Here is a 16902-nt window from a genome sequence, read left to right as displayed (position 1 = left end):
TTACAGCGCCTGGAACAGTGCGTTCATCATCGCATCGTTGGTCGAGATGACTTTAGTGTTAGCCTGATAGCTGCGCTGGGCCCCCATTAATCCCACCAGCTCGCTGGTGAGATCAACGTTAGAAGACTCCAGTGCAAAGGCTTTGATGCTGCCGTTCATACCGCTTTTTGGCGTGCCATACAGCGGCTGGCCGCTGCCGTTTGCTTCACTCCAGGCAGTGCCATCTTCTGACTTCAACGCCTGCGGATTACGGAAGTTTGCCAGCACCAATTGCCCCTGTAACAGGCGCTCACCGTTGGTGTAAGTCGCGTAGATCTTGCCATCGTCGTCAATTTGCTCGCTGACCATCTCGCCTGCCGCGTAACCATTGCTGGTGTTATTCATGACGTTGAAGCTGCTGCTGTACTGACTGGTACCGCTGTAATCCACTGTGATCGCCAGGGGATCTACGCCGTTTAGCCTGCTGGTCAACTGTGGAGTGGTGGTGGAAGGCAGCAGGTTGCCGCTGTTATCAAAGCGTAATTGCGTTTTAGCCGGTGAAGCTGTGGCACCATCAACGAAAAAATGGACATCCCAGCTACCTTCACCGGTTTTGGCAAAGTACTGCTCAACGCTGTGCGGCTGGCCAAGTGAGTCATAGACCCGGCTGCTAAAGACATTGTTATAACTCTGCGGATCATCACGGCTAAAACGGCTTTCCACAGGAGGGATCGCCCCGGCGTCAAGGTTGGCGACGAACCCCAGTTTATCGGTGGCCTGGGCCGGAATAGCCCCCACTTTGACCTGCAAGTCGCCCAGGGCTCCGGTCTGCAACGCCCCGCTGTCATCTGTACTGTAGCCCTGCAGGCGTGCGCCGAGGTTATTGACCAGCTTGCCCTCTGCATCCAGCGCCATATAACCCGCACGAGAGTAGGTCGTGGCTCCATTTTCATCTTTGCTGACGAAAAAACCCTTGCCGGTAATGGCCAGATCCAGCGCTCGGGAAGTATTGGTCACGGTACCACTCTGGCCCACACTTTGGCTGATATCGGAAACATTGACCCCCTGCGGCTGGCCACCACCGTAGAGCGAGGCAAACTCAGCACGCATCGACTTATAACCCGCAGTGTTGCTGTTGGCGATATTGTTACTGATGGCACCCAGCTGTTTACTGAAGGCATCCAGGCCCGAAGTTGCAATACTAAAACTCATGAAAGGCTCCTGTTAAAATTGCATTGCTTGTTGCCCAGAGACTGGACGCTCACTCACCCCAAACTGGCGAATGTTTCCCGCATCGACTTCACCCACACCAGCAACATGAACTCGCGTTTCTCCACGGTTAAAATCGGGGCGTAGGTAATCAATTCTGCCGCTCAGCAGTACCGGCAGTGGCTGGCTGTCCTGCCACGCAGAAACCTGGTATTTTCCGGCGGCCAGGCCAAGTTCAGCCGCCTCAAAGCTAAAAGGCACGTCGCCCGCCTGTTGGCTCCCAAGGGATATCGTGGTGTCATTCCCCTGGTTATCACGCAGGATAAGCCGGACCTCACGCGCGGCGGTCGTCAGCTTTAACTCGCCCACGACGGTGCCGTCTGCATTGAGTTCTATGGTGTCACTCTGCACCATGACCTGTTGGCCGGTCAGGGTGTGGGTGTTGAAGCGCTGTAGGTCTTCCACCATGGTGCCAATCTGGGTGAGCTGCGTGCCTATCTGACTCATCGACTCCATTTGCGCCATCTGCGCCAGTTGCTGCACGTACTGGCTGCTGTCTACCGGCTGGCTGGGATCCTGATACTGCAACTGAGCAACTAACAGCTGTAGAAACATGTCATTCAGTGGCTCCTTCTCCCCGGCAGGCGTTACCGCAGCAGCATCAGGCCGATAGGGTTCAACCTTGGTCAGTGACGTCAGATTCATCAGTTCTCTCCCAGTTTCAGCAGGCTCTGCTGCATGCTTTTCACGTTATTCAGCACCTCAACGTTGGTTTCAAAGTTACGCGTGGCTGACATCATGTCTGCCATCTCCTCCACGCTATTGATATCGGGATAAAACACCTGCCCACGGGCATTAGCCAGCGGATGGCCTGGCTGGTAGCGCGGGATAGCACCACCGGTCTCCACCACGTCGAGGATCTGGACGCGGGCAGAAGAAGAAGCTAATGCAGAAGAAAATCCGGCAGCCTGATAAAGCGCCGCGAACACCGGGCGCCGTGCTTTATAGGTGGTGGCAGCACTGGACGCGGGTGATTCAGCATTAGCCAGATTACTGGCGATGGTATTGAGGCGAACGGTTTGTGCCGTCATCGCCGATCCCGCCACCTGATAAATCGCGTTAAATGACATGATTATTTCCCTTCAATCGCCTGACGGACGCCACTCAACTTGCCCTGCAACAGCTGTAGGCTGACCTGGTAATCCAACATGTTCTGCGCAAAGGCGGCCTGCTCAACGTTCAGCGCTACGGTGTTGCCATCCGTAGCCGGTTGATAGGGAATGCGGTAACGAACATCAGGTGACGTAGAGAAATCACTTTGACGGGTTATGCGTTGCATCTCTGCCGCGAAATCAATATCTTTAGCTTGAAATTTTGGCGTATCTACGTTCGCCAGATTGGCGCTAATCAGCTCTGCTCGCGAAAGTCTAAGCTGTAAGGCCGCCGGATGAATATCCAGTACCCGCTCAAAACTCAGTGCCATTACGTCCCCCTTTATCCCGGTGTACCGTTGGTGTTAGCAATTCGCATACCAACACTTAACACATTGATAAAATGGGAATTAATCTTATGAACCCCGCAAAATTCGGGAAACAACTGTTCCGCTATGTTGTGCTCTCTTCCGCTTTGATTTCCGCCCCTTCACTGCTGGCCGCCGTGCAGCCGACAACGGCAAGATCGCAGCTGCACACAGCAGTAACTAACGCTGCCAGCGCTGAAATCCGCCAGCGAGCCAGTCAGTTCGGCTGGCGTGATTACAGCAGCAAGCTGCACATTTACATGCCGGGAGATGCCAGCCGACTGCCGCGCTGTTCTCACCCCCTTAACGTGATCCAGCCTGCCGGGACCAGCCGGGAGCTGACGCGGCTACGCTATGACCTGCGCTGTGAAAGCCCTGTGGAGTGGGAACTCAGTGTGACGGTGAAGGCCGACGTGGTGATGCCGGTAGTGGTTGCGCGCCAGGCTGTAGATCGTGGAACTGCGCTGGAAGGGGCATTAGTCGTGCTGAAAAAACGCAACATTAGCCATCTGCAGCAGCGTTTTTTCACCGAGATAGATCGGGTCAACGGGCTAAGCACCCGCCGCCGCCTCCGTGAATCCCAGGTGATTGCGCCGGCAGATATTGAGCAACCGGTTATGGTTGAGCGGGGGCAGCAGGTCACAGTGATCGCGCAGCTCAGCAGTAGTGAAGTCCGTATGGTGGGAGAAGCGCAAAAGCGTGGCCGTAAAGATGAGGTCATCAGCATTAAAAATCTCACCTCGCAGCGGCTATTCAGCGCCAGAGTGACCGGCCCGGCGACGGTTGAGCTGTTAACTCCGCCTTAAAATAGCGGCCGTTCTGGCCGCTGTGAACAGAAACAGAGACCCAAACTTAAGGTGTGAAATATGCTTTTCAGCCATGCGCCGCTCAGCTCTAAACAGGCATCTCGATTGTGAGTAGCGCCACGACTCAAGTGCTGCAACTGCTGCGTGAATTACAGCAGGATCGCCGTGATTACCAGCAGGTTGCGGATTTATTGCAGCAACAGTATCGGGCGCTGCTGGCGGCGGATTCGCGCCTGACGCTACAGATTTCCGATCGGCTGCATGAGCTGTATCTAGTGCTGACGGCATCTGCCCGCTTGCGCAGCCAGCGGCTGAAAACCCTGCACCTGGCTACTAATGCGCAAGGAATGCAGCAATTTATGGCGTTATTACCTGTCTCGCTACGCCATCAGGTTAGCGCGTTGTGGCAGCAGCTTTTACAGCTGGCAGCACAATGCCAGCAGCAAAACAGCCGTAATGGCGTACTGTTATCACTTCAGTTGGAAACGCTGTCAACATTACAACTTCAGACTCCTCAGAGCTTCCTCTACCAGCCTTGACGGCCACGATATGCCGTCTGTTGTGTCTCAGCATTTTCCCGATGTTGGTTCTGCTGCCGTTGACGCTGCTGCTCACGTTTCAATACCAGCGCATAGCTTTGCGCCTGACGGGCAGCCTGCTGCAATCTCTCCCTTAGCTCAAGACGACGTTGTTCTTCCAGTTGCAGCAACTGTTGTTGCCATACCACGACCCGATGTAGAGCCGCGCGATATAACACCAGATTGGCGAAGTGACCGGGCTGGTGTGCCGAAGGAATACTCTGCTGTAGCTGTTGCAGGTCGATGAGATTACGCCTGATGCGCAGACACTGCTGTTGCTGGGCATGCTGTTGTTGCATCAGTTGCTCAACTTCGGCCTGACGCAGCTGCTGTAATCGCGTTAGCGCCAGCAGCCTCGCGGTCTCAGGCTTCATCGCGTTGCGCCAGTTGATGCAATTGTTGCTGCGCCTGACTTAGCGATACCGGCTGACCCGCATCCTGGCATAAAAAATGCGCGATGGCTGGCTGCTGCCGTAGCGCTTCATCAACGGCGAGATCGGCACCTGGCACATAGCCTCCCAATGATATCAATGGCTTGATCGCCGCGTAGTCTGCCTGCCAGCGCTTCAAACGTTGGGCCGCCTGTTGCTGCGGGCGAGTGGTGATCTGCTGCATACAGCGGCTGATACTCTGCCCGATATCAATCGGCGGATAGTGGCCTGCCTCCGCCAACTCACGCGACAGGACAATATGCCCGTCCAACACCGCACGCGCACAATCCGCGATGGGATCTTGTTGATCGTCGCCCTCAGTCAGTACGCTGTAGATGGCTGTCATGGTTCCGCAGCCATCGCTGTTACCCGCCGTCTCTACCAGACGTGGCAACATAGCAAAAGCGGACGGTGGATAACCTTTATTGGCTGGCGGTTCTCCTAACGACAGAGCGATCTCCCGCTGTGCCATTGCGTAGCGAGTGAGTGAGTCAACCAGTAACAAGACATCTTGTCCGGCATCCCGAAACCAGGCGGCGATGGCGTGACACAGCTCAGTCGCGCGCAGGCGCATCAGTGGCGATTCGTCGGCAGGCGCGGCTATCACCACGGCTTTCGCCATCCCCTGAGCCTGCAATACGTGCTCGATAAATTCTTGCACTTCGCGGCCTCGTTCACCGGTCAACCCGACTACAACCACCTGCGCCGTGGTACCGCGTGTCATCATGCCTAACAACATACTTTTACCCACGCCAGAGCCCGCCATTAACCCAATGCGTTGCCCCTTGCCAATGGTCAGCAGGCCGTTAATGGCACTGACGCCCACATCTAGTGCCTCACTGACGGGTTTGCGCTGCAAAGGATGCAAAGCGGGAGGAATAAGAGGCAACAGGGCGTCACCTCCAGGCGGGGCTTTGCCATCAATTACTTCCCCCAGGCCGTTGAATACTCTGCCCAACCACGCCGGGCCAATACGCAGCTCACTGTGTTTTCGCGAAGGGAACACCCGCGCCCCGCTCTTCAGTCCGAGCGGGGGTTTGAACGCCATCAGCCAGGTAAGATCACGATTGAAGCCAACCACTTCTGCATCCAACAGTTGCCCGTTAGCTTGTTCAATCTGACAACGCTGGCCGGTCGCTATGTTGCAACCCGTACACTCCAGCAGCATTCCACTCACCCGTACCAACCGGCCAGAGACGCGTGCCAGTGATACGTTCTCCAGCGATTTCAAAGCGCGATCAAGCGTCCTGTCTCTCCTCATCCTGCGCCTCCTCGCCTTCATCAAGGCTGTGCTGGATCACCTCAAGACACTGACTGAGCCGCTGCTGGCAGCCAATATCCATCTCACCCTGTGGCGTAGTGATACGGCACTCCCCACTCACTATTTCGTCATCGGGATGCAGATGCCACTGCGCGACTTTATCCGGCGCCAGTTCGTTCAGGCGGCCAAACTCTTCACGGCTTAACCAAACTTTAAACTGCTGAGGAACTTCCGGCAGGCTACTGAGCGCTTCGTCTACCAGCGCTAACATTTGCGTGGGCTGAAGTGCCAGCTCGCAGCGCACCACCTGATGCGCCACTTTTTCTACCAGTTGCAGCAATTCCTGACGGCGCTGCTGCTCCAGCGTACCAAGGTAATGACGCAGGGTCTCAATCAGATTTTCCAGCGGCTTAGCGCCTTCCTGAAGCTCAGCATAAACCTGCAAACGCGCAGCCTGTTCCCCGTTCTTTAGACCCTCTCGATAACCTTGCTCCTCACCCTGCGCCAACCCCTGAGCCAGCCCCTGATTAAAACCATCAGTGACATTCTGCTGGAATTCAGCCTGCTGCTGGGCGTTATGGTGCGCCCGCCCACCCGGAGGACGTAGCGGCGGGAACTGATAAAGACGGATCATTTCACTGTTCTGCCTCATGGGTTACTCCATTGTCTGCTCGCTAAACAGCTGCACCTGGATTTCTCCCTCTTCCGCCAGATCACGGACCAACTGCATGATCTCTTTACGCACCTGCTCAACACGACTGACGGGCACGGGCCCAAGGCGGTTGCCGGCATTCTGTAGCTGCTGAACCTGGCGCTGGGGCATAGCGTCGTAAATTGCGCGACGCAGCATCGGCTCGGTGCCTTTTAATGCCAGCGCCCACTGATCCATCGGCACTTCCTCAAGTAACCGTTGCAGTGTGGCCTGCGGCTGGCGGCTGAGAATAAAGAACTCGTACATTTCACTCTTCAGCTCATCGGCAATCTGCTCATCGCGCTGCTTTAACTGCTCCAGCAGCAGTTGCTGGTTCTCGCTGATCCGGTTGACGATATTGGCCGCCTGGCGCAGCCCGGAGACTTTCGAGCCATGCTCAGAAATCGCCGCAATCCCCCGTTCAATCAGCCGATCCAGCTCGCTGACCACATCACGATTGATGTCATCCAGCCGGGCAATCCGATACAGCAGCTCTTCCTGGCGCTGTGTATCTAACTGCGCCAGCACCAGCGCTGAGACATCCGGCGGCAGAAAGGCGAGAAACACCGCCTGCAATTGCAGATGCTCATACGCAATCAGCGCGGTGAGCTGGGGTACGTCAACCCACTGAAGCAGCGCCATGCGGTAACGGATCTCATCGCCATAGATCCCGTTCACCACGCTTTTAGCGATCTCACCGCCCAGCGCCTTTTCCAGCAATCCCGCAAGATAGCTTCGGGAAGCCCCATTAATGCCGGTTTGCTCACGGTAGTCCTGAAAGAAGTTATTCATTGCCATCCGGGCATGCGTCACCTTCACACCGTGCAGCCGCGCCATCGCTTCACTCAGGCGTAGCACCTCCTCACGGCTTAATCGTGCAATCACAGTCGCAGCGGCTTCATCACCAATACTCAGCAGCAGAATTGCGGCCTGCTCCAGCCGGGAGCGGCCACTTTTTGCCTCATCCGGGCGTGCGGGTTTACTTTTTGCTGTTGTTTCGCTCATTGCTGCTAATCCACTGTTTTAATACCTCAGCAACGCGATCGGTTTCACTGCGTGCCAGGGTTTGCAGAAAGGCCACTTTGGTCTCCAGGCCGGAGTTTTGTGGCGGGAGTTGATCGTCGTTGCTCACCGCTGAATCAGGTAAGGTCGCCAGCGTCTCGCCCATCAACGTCTCCTGGGTTAAAGCCGGATCGGTTGGCACACCAGCGGGGGCGGGTTGTCCAACACGACGGAGCATCGGCAGCAGGCCAAACAGGGTGATCAACAAGATCAGCAGCGCCATCGCGGCGCGCTCGGCCCAGCGGAAGGTGGTTTCACTCTCCCACCAGGGGGTTTTCTCATCCTCTACGGCCTCGGCAGGGATAAAGGCTAATCGCGAGATAGTGAGTTGGTCGCCGCGCGTACTATCAATGCCCGCAGCCTGACTCAGCAGAGCGGCCAGCTGCGCGTGCTGTTCTTCGTTCCACTGACTTAGCGCTGCAACATTCTGATTAAGCACAATGGCGACGCTGAGCTTTTGCAGTTTTTCCGACTGATGGCGAATCTGGCGAATATCCCGATCCCAGTGGAACTGCCGCTGTGACTGGTCACGTGACGATCCTTGCATCTCGCCCGCTGCCGCCGGGGCATTGGCTGGGCGATTGCTTAATGAGCCAGGGATGCCTACCGCCATCTGCTCGGAGAGGTTTTCCTGCAACAGATTTTCACTGGCGGTACGCGGATCGCCAAGGTAGCGCTCCTGCGTTTCTTCTACCCGATCAAAACTGATCTGCGGCACCACGCTGACGCGAAAATTCTCCTGGCCCAACAGGGGGATGAGCAGCGTACTGATGTTACGTTCCGTGGTCTGACGCAAGCGGTGTAGCGCATCGGTCTGCCGGGCAGTCGAAATTTCTGCGCCCTGCCCCTGAAGATGCGCAGAGAGCAGTCTTCCACCCTGATCAACAACTTGTACCTGTTCCGCCTTCATGCCCGGCATACTGCCTGCTACCAGGCCTGTCACCGCAACCACCTGGCTTTCGCTTAATTCACGTCCCGGATGCAGACGCAATATCACCGAAGCCGTGCTGTCCGGCTGGCTACTGAGCACGAAACTGCGCTTTTCCACCATGCCGAGATGGACGCGCGCCGAAGCCACGCTATCCAGCGTCATAATACTTTGCGCCAGCTCACCTTCGAGGCTACGGCGAAAGCGTACGTTCTGGATGAACTGACTGCTACCAAATAGCGCTTCGCTATCCATCAATCCATAGCCTGGCGGCACCTGGGCCGTAATGCCACGTGCAGCCAGCAACATGCGTGCCTGCGGAACCTTGCTTTCAGCGATCAACAAAGCACCGCTTCGCGGTTCAACCCGATAGGCTATTCCCTCGCTCCCTAACACTTCCACCGCCTGCGCAACGGGGATCTGCTGCTCGCTGCCGAACAAGAGCACGTAGCGATTGTTGTTGTGCCACAGGATCGCCACGATGAGCGCGGTAATCAGCAAAGATCCCCCGAGTGGCAGCAGCCACTTTTTTACGATTATCACGCTATCCGCAGGAAAACGGGCTAAGAGTTGCTGTAACACCCGACCTCCTTAAACCGGCATACTGACGATATCATCCAGCGCTTGCGTCAACTTGTTGCGCACCTGCACCATCGCAGAAAACGCAATACTGGCCTTTTGCCCCGCCAACACCGTGTTTGTCAGATCGTCGCTGAGACCCAAATCGATAGCGCGCTGCTGCGCTGAAGCGCTGTGTTGTAAGGCATCAACGTGATGAATTCCCTGCTCAAGCAGGGCAGAAAAAGAGACGTGGGATGTCGCCCCGGTAGTCATCTGGCTAGCCGGTGCTGGCGACAGCGTTGGGCCAGGTCGAATGGAACGGATTAAATTCGGCTCAATGGCAGTAACAATCATATTTATCTTCCTGAATTAACAAGATTTTCCGTGCTTATTCCCTGCTGGCGCATAGAAGCAAGGCGATAACGCAGGGCGCGCGTCGTGATGCCAAGGCTCTCGGCAGTTTTGGTTTTGTTACCCTGATGGCGACTGAGCAGATCGAGGATATACTGGCTTTCAGCAGCGCGACCATGTTCACGAATTCTACGAGTGCGCGACGGTGGAACGGGGTGAGGAAGATCGGCGGTTGAGATACAGGTGACACTTTTCTCATCCAGCCCTAACAGGGCGGCACTGATGGTGTCACCACTGCTCAGAACAATGCCACGCTGTACGCGGTTTTCCAGCTCTCGCACGTTGCCGGGCCATTCGTACTCAAACATCTTATGCTGGGCCTCAGCGCTAAAGCGCAGTAACGCTGGCAAACCCTGGCTGTAGCGTTGCAGGAAAAGGTTCGCTAACGGCAAAATATCCAGCCGCCGGGCACGCAAGGGTGGTATCTCAAGGTTGATCACCGAGAGTCGATAGTAGAGATCTTCCCGGAATCGCCCACGATTGACCTCTTCTTGCAGATCTTTATTGGTCGCCGTCAACAGACGCACTTTTAGCGCGATCGATTTATGGCTTCCGAGCCGCTCCACGGTCTGTTCCTGGAGCACCCGCAGCAGTTTCGCCTGCAAGCCGTAGGGTAAATCCCCGATTTCATCGAGCAGCAGTGTCCCGCCATTGGCCAGCTCAAATTTACCCGGCTGACTATGAACCGCACCGGTGAATGCCCCTTTTTCAAAGCCAAACAGTATGGCTTCCAACATGTTTTCGGGTATCGCTGCACAATTGACGGCGACATAAGGTGCCGGCTGGTTAAAGGCGTGTTGATGAATATGTCGGGCAATACACTCTTTCCCGGTTCCGGTTTCACCTGAAATCATGACCGGCACATTAAACTTCGCAACCTTTTCAGCAGAGGAGTAAAGGGCAATGGAGATGGGATCGTGGGAAATAAATTTCTTGCTCATGCTGCTCTTCATTGCCTCAGAATATACTGCCTCAGTGGTATTCATAGCATTACCCTTTAGGATGTTAAGCAAAGGTTGATTTTTTATATAGAGAAAAGAATATAGCCATTGTTGAATCCATACCAGATATAAAAAATTATTAAATAATAAATCCATTGTAAACAATGATTTAATAAATAAAATCCTTCCTGTTGAGATATTAATAATCATTAATATCTGGCTAAAAACCTTAAGATGAAAATAAAATAAAGACATTAAAGTCAGACAAAGAACTTCTGAATGCTAATTCATAAAAAAAGGCGGCGCGTCTATTCAGCCAATGAGGTTGAAGAGGTGATTAAAATCGAAACGCACCAACTGGGAAAACCCTACAATCAGATTCCGGCTATTTTTAAGAATCTTCGCGATCAGATTGATACCCGATTAAACGTTTACTTTTTGAAAAAACTCCGCGTGAATACCACCCTGATTGATATTCAGTGTCACAGTGATGTGATACAAAAAAAAGCGCAGATATTCAGTAGCGAATCAGGTCACCTGGCGTTATATATCGACCGCCATTTTCTGCTGCAAATACTCTACGATTATTATGGGTTAAAGCGCCAGGAACTCACTGAAAAGCCGCTGAACGATGGGCCACTGTCGCGCACTGAAGAACGCTTACAGAGCAAAATCAGCAGCGATCTGATTCAACTGCTGCTGAGCGATACGCTGTTTGGCCAGCCTCTTACATTATCTGCTGATTATGCCGCACTCATGACACAGTGGGCTTATCGGGTGGATTTCATTTTAGATAGCTACCAAGGGGGGAAGCTCTCGCTACTACTGGATGCCAGCCATGTTGATCTCCTGCTGGCAAACCTGCGGGCAAAACAGAACCAAAACCGCCCGAAGCGCCTTCCTACCCGGCCACTGTTCAGCACGCTACCGCTGCGCCTGAAGGGCCGTCTGACCACGCTTTCGCTCCCAACAGCCCGCCTGTCCACGTTACAGGCAGGCGATATTTTACCTATTGCTCTGGCCGAATCCGTGCCGCTTTACATCGGCAGTAACTCACTGTTTAGCGCTTCGGTCTGTGAGGATCGCGGCAAGCTCTACTTTTGCGACTTAATACGTAACCGGGAACATACCGATGACTGAACGCCACGCCTCTGACTCTCCTGAGGAGATCGCGCTGGCTGCCTCACTGGAGGCTGCCTTTAATCCAGTACCGCAGGACACCTGCGCATCCTCAGACAAGCAGCGTCATCTGGCGTTGTTTAGCCGTATTCCGGTCACGCTAACGCTGGAGGTCGCTTCAGTGGAAGTGACTCTGGCTGAACTGCTTGAGGTCAACGAAGAGAGCGTGATAGAGCTGGATAAACTAGCCGGAGAGCCGCTGGATATCAAAATCAACGGCGTCTCCTTCGGCACCGCTGAAGTCGTCGTGGTCAACGATAAATACGCGCTACGGGTGATTGAATTCGATAGCAGCGAGTTGAGTGAGCTGGCGCGATGACAACCCGCCTGCTATGGCTTCTGCTGCCCCTCGCCCTGCCCGTTTCTGCTCAACAGAGCGGGCTGACGCTGATCTCAGCCCTCCCCAACGAGAGCGGAGCCGTAGAGTACAGCGTTAAGGTCGAAATACTGATCCTGATGACGCTGCTCGGCATGCTGCCCCTCGCACTGCTGATGATGACCTGCTTTACGCGTTTTATTATTGTGCTGGCGCTGTTACGTCAGGCGATTGGCCTCCAGCAAGCGCCGCCGAATAAGGTGCTGACCGGGATTGCACTGGCTTTAACCTTGCTGGTGATGCGTCCGGTATGGCTGAATATCCATGAGAATGCGGTGGTACCCTATCAGGAAAATCGCATGACGCTCCAGCAGGCGCTAACCGCTGGATCGGCCCCGCTGAAAACCTTTATGCTGTCGCAGACCAGCACCAGCGCACTGGAGCAGATCATGCTGATCGCGGGTAGCAGTGGTGCCGCTGAGGCGCAGGATTTGACCATTATCGTGCCCGCTTTTGTTCTGAGCGAACTGAAAACCGCCTTTAAAATCGGCTTCTTAATTTACATCCCCTTTCTGGTCATTGACCTGGTGGTGGCCAGTATTTTAATGGCAATGGGGATGATGATGCTGTCACCGCTGATCGTCTCGCTGCCGTTTAAGCTGATTCTGTTTGTCCTGGTGGATGGTTGGTCACTGATTGTCGGTACACTGACACAGAGTGTACAGGGGCTGGCGCTATGATGACCATTGAGGTCGTGGGTGATGTTATGGGCTCCGCCTTTCGCCTCATCTTGATTATCGCCCTCCTGGCCATTTTGCCCAGCTTGCTGACCGGCCTGCTGGTGAGCATTTTTCAGGCCACGACCCAAATCAATGAACAGACGCTGAGTTTTTTGCCGCGCATGGCTGTCACCTTACTGATGTTGATTTTCGCTGGTAAATGGATGCTGACCGAACTGATCGATTTTACCCGCCAACTGTTCGAGCAGGCCGCTCAACTGGTGTTATAAGCGTGGCGTTTACAATTGAACAGCTGTACTCACTGTTGCTCCAGCTTTGGCTCCCGCTGGTTCGCATTCTGTCGCTGTTACTGTTCTGCCCAGTACTGGATAACCCGGCATTTTCCCGCAAGGCCAAAATCATGCTGGCCCTGCTACTGAGCGTCGTACTCACTGCACAGCCTATCGTCCCCAGCCCCGTCTCCGATCTGATGTCCGTTGCGATGCTGATGTTGACCGGCGAACAGATCCTCTGGGGATGGCTGTTTGGTCATATGCTGTGGTGGGTTTTCTGGGTGCTACAAACGGCGGGTCACATGCTGGCCATGAGCATGGGATTGGGCATGTCCATCATGCACGATCCCGCGAACGGCACACCCACGGTGGCCATCGCCCAGTTTCTTAATATCTATGCCGTGCTGCTGTTTTTTGTTATGGACGGGCATCTGCTACTGGTGACGATTCTGCACCACAGCTTTCTCTGGTGGCCGATTGGCGAGGCCATTAGTGTGTCGATGCTGGAGAAAGTCAGCGGTGGGGTGGGCTTTATCATCGCCGGTGCGCTGTTACTGGCGCTGCCTGCGTTGCTGATTTTATTGCTGGTTCAAGCTGTGTTCGGTCTGCTGAATCGCGTTTCTCCCACCTTAAACCTGTTCTCGCTTGGTTTTCCCATCAGCATGCTGTTTGGGCTGTTCTGTATCGGGCTACTGAGCTATAGCCTGAGCGATCACTATCTGAAGTTAAGTTATAGTCTGCTGGCAGAGTTAGCCAGGCTGAGAGTGCGCTGATGGCTGAGAGTCAGGGAGATAAAAGCGAAAAGGCCACGCCGACCAAAGTCACCAAAGCACGCAAAAAAGGCGATGTGCCGCGTTCAAAGGATGTCCCACTCGCTGTCGGGCTGCTGACCACCCTGAGCTGTGTAACGCTGTTTTTTCCCTGGTATCTGAGCCTGATAAAGGAAGCCTTCAATACGCTGCCACAGTTTGCCGCCACCCTTGAGGATGAGGGCCACCTGATACGCTATCTCAGCCTCCACCTGGTCATTCTGGCTAAGATTTTCATTACACTTCTGCCGGTTCCTCTGGTCATCATTTTTACCAGCCTGTTGCCCGGCGGCTGGATTTTCGCCCTGGGACGTATCAAACCGGACCTGAAAAAAATGAGCCCTGTTTCCGGCATTAAACGGCTGTTCTCAGCACAACATGCCGGTGATGTCGTGAAAATGGTGCTCAAATGCCTGCTGCTGATGGGCCTGCTGTGCGGCGTTCTGATGCACTACTTACCTGAAATGATTGCGCTGCAATCGGCCTTTCTCCGTCCGGCCATTTACCATGGGATTGCGCTACTGTGGGAGATCCTGCAGTACTTTTTATTTGCACTGGTGCTGTTTGCTTTAATTGATCTCCCCCTGAGCCGCTTTTTCTTTCAACGAAAAATGCGCATGAGCCGCCATGAAGTACGTGAGGAGCATAAAAACCATGAAGGTAATCAGCAAATTAAACAACGCGTGCGGCAGATCCAACGATCATTTTCACAGGGGGCGATCCGCGCCAGCGTCCCTAAAGCGGATGTGATTATTGCTAACCCCACGCACTTCGCCGTAGCGATTAAATATGACGTCAAAAAGGCGGCCGCGCCGTGGATCGTTGCCAAAGGCCAGGATGAGATGGCGCAGTACATTCGCCAGGTCGCGGGTCAGCACAAAATCGAAGTGGTGACCTTTCCTCCGCTGGCTCGCGCGCTTTATCACAGCACGCGCGTTAATCAGCAGATCCCGGTTGAACTGTTTCGTCCGATGGCGCAAGTGCTCTCTTATGTGCTGCAACTGAAAGCCTGGCGCTCCGGTCAGCGCGATCGCCCAACGCTGAATACTCAACTCCATGTAATAAACGAGGTACAACATCAAGATGGATAGAATCAATCCTCGTCAGTGGCTCTCGCTGCTACGCCATAGCCGCTTCGGTGTCCCTTTGCTACTGCTTAGCGTATTGGCAATGGTGATGCTGCCACTGTCACCGCTGGTGCTGGATATTCTGTTCACCTTCAATATCGTCCTGTCGGTCATGATTTTACTGACCTGCGTCAATAGCCAACGCCCCCTCGACTTTGCGGTGTTTCCCACGCTGCTGCTCGTTGTAACGCTGATGCGCCTCGCGCTTAACGTGGCTTCGACGCGCGTGGTACTGCTTAACGGTCACGAAGGGCCGGGTGCCGCCGGTAAGGTGATTGAATCTTTTGGTAACGTGGTGATTGGCGGTAATTTTGTCGTCGGGTTCGTGGTGTTTATTATCCTGATGATTGCCAACTTTGTCGTCGTGACCAAAGGAGCGGAGCGTATTTCTGAAGTTTCCGCACGCTTTACGCTGGATGCACTGCCAGGCAAGCAGATGGCTATCGATGCCGATCTCAATGCCGGGCTGATTAACCAACAACAGGCGCGTGACCGGCGTAAAGAGGTCGCCAGTGAAGCGGATTTCTATGGCGCAATGGACGGGGCCTCGAAGTTTGTCCGCGGCGATGCCATCGCCGGGATTATGATCCTACTGATCAACGTCACCGGCGGTATTTTGATTGGCGTATTTAGCCATCATCTGCCTGCCGGTCAGGCTTTTGAGCAGTATGTACTGCTGACGATTGGTGATGGCCTGGTCGCGCAAATCCCCTCTTTGCTCCTCTCGACCGCCGCCGCGATTATTGTCACGCGCGTCACCGACGGGAGCGATATCGGCAGCGAGATTCGCACCCAACTGCTGGCACAACCTAACACTCTCTATACTGCTGCACTGGTGATGTTCGTACTGGCGATAGTACCGGGGATGCCGCACTGGGTGTTCCTTGGCTTCAGTGCCCTGCTGCTATTTGCCGCCAGGCATCAGCAGCGACAGGCTCGCCCTGCGCCACAAAGCCACGAGCAGCTGCTGGCTCTGAAACAGACGCTGGAGGTAGAAGAGGAAAAGCACGCACTGAGCTGGCAAACATTACCGATTACCGCACCGCTGGGCCTGAATCTCGGCTATCAACTGGTTGGTCTGGTGAATAAAGAGAGCAACAGTCCACTCACGCAGCGTATTCGTGGCGTACGTCAGGTGATTAGCGAGCAGATGGGCATTCTGCTGCCTGCCATCCCGGTGCGTGAAGATTTCAAACTCAATCCCACACAATATGCCGTTTTACTCAATGGCGTTGCGCTGGCGGTTGGCGAAGTCTATCCCGATCGCTTAATGGCGATTGGCGGTAGCGAGCAGTTTGGCGAAGTTGAGGGGCTGGTGGCACACGATCCGGCGTGGGGCATGGACGTGACCTGGATAGCACCGGATGAAAAGTCCCACGCCATTGGCCTGGGATTTCAGGTCGTAGATAGCGCCAGCGTGATCGCCATACATATGCACAAGCTGGCACTCGCGCAGTTAGCCGATCTGTTTAATTACGATGATATTACGCAGTTGCAGGAGCGCCTGAGCACGCTGGCTCCGAAGCTTACGGAAGAGTTGAACGCACAATTGAGCTTTAGCCTGCAACTCAAAGTGTTGCGATTGCTGTTGCAGGAGCAGGTGCCGGTGAAGGATATCGTGACGGTGGCAACGGCACTGGTTGAGGGCGCTCCGGTTACGAAAGATCCGCTGTTGCTGGCTGCCGACGTTCGCTTTGCGCTACGTCGCGCGTTGTACAGCACCATTACATCACCGGGCCGCCCATTAAGTGCTTATACGCTAAACGGAGAATTAGAAAATCTGCTGCTTTCGGCCCTGAATAACGCCCAGCAAACGGGGAAAGTGGCGCTGGATAGCTTCCCGGTCGATCCTAATATTCTGACCCAGTTGCAAACCACCTTACCGGAAATTAATCAGCAGCTTAAACAGCAAAAGCTGACGCAGGTATTACTGGTGACGCCGCAGTTGCGGCCCCTGCTGGCGCGTTATGCCCGTCAGTTTGCGCCGGGATTGGCCGTTTTATCTTACAACGAGGTGCCAGACGATGCCGATCTGCGCCTGGTGGGCCAGCTGAGCTAGCTTTTTGCCAGACCAGTTGGGTA

At 54.6% G+C, this 16902-nt stretch carries 20 protein-coding genes; 9 read left to right on the top strand and 11 right to left on the bottom strand.

Annotated features, from left to right (window positions below):
- The 4 genes from flgE to B880_RS0111490 are packed head-to-tail and all read right to left on the bottom strand — an operon-like array spanning nucleotide 1 to nucleotide 2671.
- Nucleotides 1-1191, bottom strand: coding sequence for a flagellar hook protein FlgE (gene flgE / locus B880_RS0111505; protein WP_017347561.1), 1191 nt, complete (start codon nucleotides 1189-1191; stop codon nucleotides 1-3).
- 12 nt (nucleotides 1192-1203) lie between these two features.
- Nucleotides 1204-1893, bottom strand: coding sequence for a flagellar hook capping FlgD N-terminal domain-containing protein (locus B880_RS24970; RefSeq protein ID WP_017347560.1), 690 nt, complete (start codon nucleotides 1891-1893; stop codon nucleotides 1204-1206).
- Entirely contained in the window at nucleotides 1893-2318 is a 426-nt protein-coding gene (flgC, locus tag B880_RS0111495; RefSeq protein WP_017347559.1) for a flagellar basal body rod protein FlgC, read from the bottom strand. The genes B880_RS24970 and flgC overlap by 1 nt, the downstream gene beginning before the upstream one ends.
- Before the next feature lie 2 nt (nucleotides 2319-2320).
- A complete protein-coding gene (locus B880_RS0111490) occupies nucleotides 2321-2671 on the bottom strand; it encodes a flagellar basal body protein (RefSeq protein WP_017347558.1) in 351 nt (116 codons plus the stop codon).
- An 86-nt stretch (nucleotides 2672-2757) separates the two neighbouring features.
- Here B880_RS0111490 and flgA point away from each other — a divergent pair, with 86 nt between their 5' ends.
- Nucleotides 2758-3513 carry a flagellar basal body P-ring formation chaperone FlgA gene (flgA, locus tag B880_RS0111485; RefSeq protein WP_017347557.1) on the top strand — a complete coding sequence of 252 codons (756 nt, stop codon included), beginning with the start codon at nucleotides 2758-2760 and terminating at the stop codon, nucleotides 3511-3513.
- A 107-nt stretch (nucleotides 3514-3620) separates the two neighbouring features.
- Nucleotides 3621-4052, top strand: coding sequence for a flagellar export chaperone FlgN (gene flgN, locus B880_RS0111480; RefSeq protein ID WP_017347556.1), 432 nt, complete (start codon nucleotides 3621-3623; stop codon nucleotides 4050-4052).
- Here flgN and B880_RS0111475 read toward each other — a convergent pair.
- The 7 genes from B880_RS0111475 to B880_RS0111445 are packed head-to-tail and all read right to left on the bottom strand — an operon-like array spanning nucleotide 4040 to nucleotide 10377.
- Entirely contained in the window at nucleotides 4040-4465 is a 426-nt protein-coding gene (locus tag B880_RS0111475; protein ID WP_017347555.1) for a hypothetical protein, read from the bottom strand. The two genes, flgN and B880_RS0111475, sit on opposite strands and share 13 nt — an antisense overlap.
- Nucleotides 4455-5783 (bottom strand): FliI/YscN family ATPase, encoded by a 1329-nt coding sequence (locus B880_RS0111470; protein ID WP_026042586.1) that lies wholly within the window; start codon nucleotides 5781-5783, stop codon nucleotides 4455-4457. The genes B880_RS0111475 and B880_RS0111470 overlap by 11 nt, the downstream gene beginning before the upstream one ends.
- Entirely contained in the window at nucleotides 5761-6435 is a 675-nt protein-coding gene (fliH, locus tag B880_RS24965; protein WP_017347553.1) for a flagellar assembly protein FliH, read from the bottom strand. The genes B880_RS0111470 and fliH overlap by 23 nt, the downstream gene beginning before the upstream one ends.
- Nucleotides 6436-6438: 3 nt before the next feature.
- Nucleotides 6439-7479, bottom strand: coding sequence for a FliG C-terminal domain-containing protein (locus B880_RS0111460; RefSeq protein WP_017347552.1), 1041 nt, complete (start codon nucleotides 7477-7479; stop codon nucleotides 6439-6441).
- Nucleotides 7454-9046, bottom strand: a complete 1593-nt coding sequence (fliF, locus tag B880_RS0111455; protein ID WP_017347551.1) for a flagellar basal-body MS-ring/collar protein FliF — start codon at nucleotides 9044-9046, stop codon at nucleotides 7454-7456. Before fliF ends, B880_RS0111460 begins: the two co-directional genes overlap by 26 nt.
- A 9-nt stretch (nucleotides 9047-9055) precedes the next feature.
- A complete protein-coding gene (locus tag B880_RS0111450; protein WP_017347550.1) occupies nucleotides 9056-9379 on the bottom strand; it encodes a flagellar hook-basal body complex protein FliE in 324 nt (107 codons plus the stop codon).
- 2 nt (nucleotides 9380-9381) lie between these two features.
- Complete coding sequence (locus B880_RS0111445; protein ID WP_237761010.1) at nucleotides 9382-10377, bottom strand: sigma-54 interaction domain-containing protein; 996 nt, start codon at nucleotides 10375-10377, stop codon at nucleotides 9382-9384.
- 279 nt (nucleotides 10378-10656) lie between these two features.
- Here B880_RS0111445 and B880_RS0111440 point away from each other — a divergent pair, with 279 nt between their 5' ends.
- From B880_RS0111440 to B880_RS0111410, 7 genes are read left to right on the top strand one after another with little or no spacing between them, the layout of a single operon-like run.
- Nucleotides 10657-11517 (top strand): hypothetical protein, encoded by an 861-nt coding sequence (locus B880_RS0111440; RefSeq protein WP_017347548.1) that lies wholly within the window; start codon nucleotides 10657-10659, stop codon nucleotides 11515-11517.
- A complete protein-coding gene (locus B880_RS0111435) occupies nucleotides 11510-11875 on the top strand; it encodes a FliM/FliN family flagellar motor switch protein (RefSeq protein ID WP_017347547.1) in 366 nt (121 codons plus the stop codon). The genes B880_RS0111440 and B880_RS0111435 overlap by 8 nt, the downstream gene beginning before the upstream one ends.
- Nucleotides 11872-12612 carry a flagellar type III secretion system pore protein FliP gene (gene fliP, locus B880_RS0111430; protein ID WP_017347546.1) on the top strand — a complete coding sequence of 247 codons (741 nt, stop codon included), beginning with the start codon at nucleotides 11872-11874 and terminating at the stop codon, nucleotides 12610-12612. The genes B880_RS0111435 and fliP overlap by 4 nt, the downstream gene beginning before the upstream one ends.
- Entirely contained in the window at nucleotides 12609-12881 is a 273-nt protein-coding gene (gene fliQ, locus B880_RS0111425) for a flagellar biosynthesis protein FliQ (protein WP_017347545.1), read from the top strand. Before fliP ends, fliQ begins: the two co-directional genes overlap by 4 nt.
- A gap of 2 nt (nucleotides 12882-12883) precedes the next feature.
- Nucleotides 12884-13657 carry a flagellar biosynthetic protein FliR gene (locus B880_RS0111420; protein ID WP_017347544.1) on the top strand — a complete coding sequence of 258 codons (774 nt, stop codon included), beginning with the start codon at nucleotides 12884-12886 and terminating at the stop codon, nucleotides 13655-13657.
- A complete protein-coding gene (flhB, locus tag B880_RS0111415) occupies nucleotides 13657-14784 on the top strand; it encodes a flagellar type III secretion system protein FlhB (protein ID WP_017347543.1) in 1128 nt (375 codons plus the stop codon). Before B880_RS0111420 ends, flhB begins: the two co-directional genes overlap by 1 nt.
- On the top strand, nucleotides 14777-16879 hold the full coding sequence (locus B880_RS0111410) for a flagellar biosynthesis protein FlhA (protein WP_017347542.1): 2103 nt from the start codon (nucleotides 14777-14779) through the stop codon (nucleotides 16877-16879). Before flhB ends, B880_RS0111410 begins: the two co-directional genes overlap by 8 nt.
- Nucleotides 16880-16902 lie beyond the last annotated feature (23 nt).

The sequence above is a fragment of the Pantoea sp. A4 genome, assembly GCF_000295955.2.
Classification (GTDB): domain Bacteria; phylum Pseudomonadota; class Gammaproteobacteria; order Enterobacterales; family Enterobacteriaceae; genus Pantoea; species Pantoea multigeneris.
Note: the sequence above shows the minus strand (reverse complement) of the source record. Positions and strands in the feature narration are given on the sequence as shown.

What these genes read in the sequence shown, in the direction of transcription:
- flgE (WP_017347561.1), bottom strand. Translation starts at nt 1,191, where the DNA reads ATGAGTTTTAGTATTGCAACTTCGGGCCTGGATGCCTTCAGTAAACAG.
- flgA (WP_017347557.1), top strand. Translation starts at nt 2,758, where the DNA reads ATGAACCCCGCAAAATTCGGGAAACAACTGTTCCGCTATGTTGTGCTC.
- fliQ (WP_017347545.1), top strand. Translation starts at nt 12,609, where the DNA reads ATGATGACCATTGAGGTCGTGGGTGATGTTATGGGCTCCGCCTTTCGC.
- fliH (WP_017347553.1), bottom strand. Translation starts at nt 6,435, where the DNA reads ATGAGGCAGAACAGTGAAATGATCCGTCTTTATCAGTTCCCGCCGCTA.
- B880_RS0111450 (WP_017347550.1), bottom strand. Translation starts at nt 9,379, where the DNA reads ATGATTGTTACTGCCATTGAGCCGAATTTAATCCGTTCCATTCGACCT.
- B880_RS0111410 (WP_017347542.1), top strand. Translation starts at nt 14,777, where the DNA reads ATGGATAGAATCAATCCTCGTCAGTGGCTCTCGCTGCTACGCCATAGC.
- B880_RS0111435 (WP_017347547.1), top strand. Translation starts at nt 11,510, where the DNA reads ATGACTGAACGCCACGCCTCTGACTCTCCTGAGGAGATCGCGCTGGCT.
- B880_RS0111490 (WP_017347558.1), bottom strand. Translation starts at nt 2,671, where the DNA reads ATGGCACTGAGTTTTGAGCGGGTACTGGATATTCATCCGGCGGCCTTA.
- B880_RS24970 (WP_017347560.1), bottom strand. Translation starts at nt 1,893, where the DNA reads ATGAATCTGACGTCACTGACCAAGGTTGAACCCTATCGGCCTGATGCT.
- B880_RS0111470 (WP_026042586.1), bottom strand. Translation starts at nt 5,783, where the DNA reads ATGAGGAGAGACAGGACGCTTGATCGCGCTTTGAAATCGCTGGAGAAC.
- B880_RS0111475 (WP_017347555.1), bottom strand. Translation starts at nt 4,465, where the DNA reads ATGAAGCCTGAGACCGCGAGGCTGCTGGCGCTAACGCGATTACAGCAG.
- B880_RS0111445 (WP_237761010.1), bottom strand. Translation starts at nt 10,377, where the DNA reads ATGAGCAAGAAATTTATTTCCCACGATCCCATCTCCATTGCCCTTTAC.
- flgC (WP_017347559.1), bottom strand. Translation starts at nt 2,318, where the DNA reads ATGTCATTTAACGCGATTTATCAGGTGGCGGGATCGGCGATGACGGCA.
- B880_RS0111440 (WP_017347548.1), top strand. Translation starts at nt 10,657, where the DNA reads ATGCTAATTCATAAAAAAAGGCGGCGCGTCTATTCAGCCAATGAGGTT.
- flhB (WP_017347543.1), top strand. Translation starts at nt 13,657, where the DNA reads ATGGCTGAGAGTCAGGGAGATAAAAGCGAAAAGGCCACGCCGACCAAA.
- fliP (WP_017347546.1), top strand. Translation starts at nt 11,872, where the DNA reads ATGACAACCCGCCTGCTATGGCTTCTGCTGCCCCTCGCCCTGCCCGTT.
- B880_RS0111460 (WP_017347552.1), bottom strand. Translation starts at nt 7,479, where the DNA reads ATGAGCGAAACAACAGCAAAAAGTAAACCCGCACGCCCGGATGAGGCA.